A 1,258-nucleotide genomic window follows, 5' to 3' on the forward strand; every position below is an offset into this window, starting at 1 on the left:
TCGGGTCGATGGAGAGGGTGAGCAGCGCCTTGCCGTCGTCCGAGACGGACGCCGAGTCGATCTGGCCGACCTTCACCCCGGCGATCCGGACTTCCTGGCCGTTGCCGGGGCTGATGGCGGGAGCGTTGTCGAACTCCGCCTTCATGATGAACCTGTCCTGCCACGGCCAGGTCGTGGTCCCCGCGCCCTGCTGGCTGACGATGTAGCCCCCGACCGCCAGCCCGACCACCAGCAGCACCGCGAGTGTGAGCACGTTCCGGCCGAGCTTCGGCTCGTTGCGGACGCGTTCCCAGGTCTTCTTGATCCGGCCTTGATCGCGGGTCATCGCCCCTCCTGCTGCTGTCCGAGCCTCATGAGGTTGCTGTAGAGCTGTTCGAGGCTGATCGGCAGACCGCCGATGCTGCCGGGGCCGATCCCGGGTTCGAACGCGATCGACGCGCCGTTGCCGTCGGTCATCGACGATGCCCTGTCCACGTTGGACAGCATGTATCCGAGTTCCTGGTAGAGCGGCCGGTCACCGGAGGTGCCGGCGTACGGTCCCGTTCCGCGGTACGGCGAGAGGATCGTCGACTTGATCGGCCCGTTCACCCGGTCGAGGACCGGTCCGCGCACGTCGTCGAGCACTGTGGTCAGGCCCTGCGCGGTCGGTACGAGATCACGGACGACGGGCCTGGCGTCGGTCAGCAGGTTCTTCAGGTCGTTCACCAGCGGACGTGCCTTCGCCAGCACCGGGTCGGCGTGCTGCAGAGCCGTGTCGAGCTCGCGGGCCACCGGACGGGCCGGGCCGGCGACGTCCTTGATCTTGGCCAGCGTGCCGTCCAGCCGGGAGAGCCCGGCGTTCGTCGAGTCCAGCGCCTCGGGCAGGCCGGAGACCGTGTGGGACAAATCCGACGCGCGGTCCCCCAGCACGGTGCTGACCTTGCCGAGGTTCTGGACGATGGAGTCGAGCTGCCCCGGCTCCTTCGTCAGCGCGGAGGAAGCCGATTCGAGCCCGCTCACCACGTCGGTGAGGTCCTGGCGCGGCCGGGTGCCCTGCGCGGCGTGCAGGACGTCACCGGCCGGGTCCAGCGTGCCCGGCGCGTCGGCCAGGAGCTGGTCGATGGCCCCTCGGCCTTCGTCGTCCAGTGTGGCGTCCAGGTTCCCGACCGTCTTCTGCAACGAGTTCAGGGTGTTCGGCGGCAGCGCGTCGACGACCTTGTCGAGTTCGACCGGCACCCGCGTGCGGTCCTTGGGGATTTCGCCGGCCGGCGTGCCCTTT

The 1,258-nt window shown here is 69.2% G+C and carries 2 protein-coding genes; both read right to left on the reverse strand.

What is annotated here, in order from left to right; all coding sequences use genetic code 11:
• A partial coding sequence (locus H5411_RS46465) for an MlaD family protein (protein WP_183128021.1) occupies positions 1-325 on the reverse strand: 325 nt, incomplete at its 3' end.
• On the reverse strand, positions 322-1,258 hold a 937-nt coding region (locus H5411_RS46470; protein WP_183128022.1), incomplete at its 5' end, for an Mce/MlaD family protein. The genes H5411_RS46470 and H5411_RS46465, both read right to left, overlap by 4 nt.

It is taken from the genome of Amycolatopsis echigonensis, from assembly GCF_014174495.1.
GTDB lineage: Bacteria > Actinomycetota > Actinomycetes > Mycobacteriales > Pseudonocardiaceae > Amycolatopsis > Amycolatopsis echigonensis.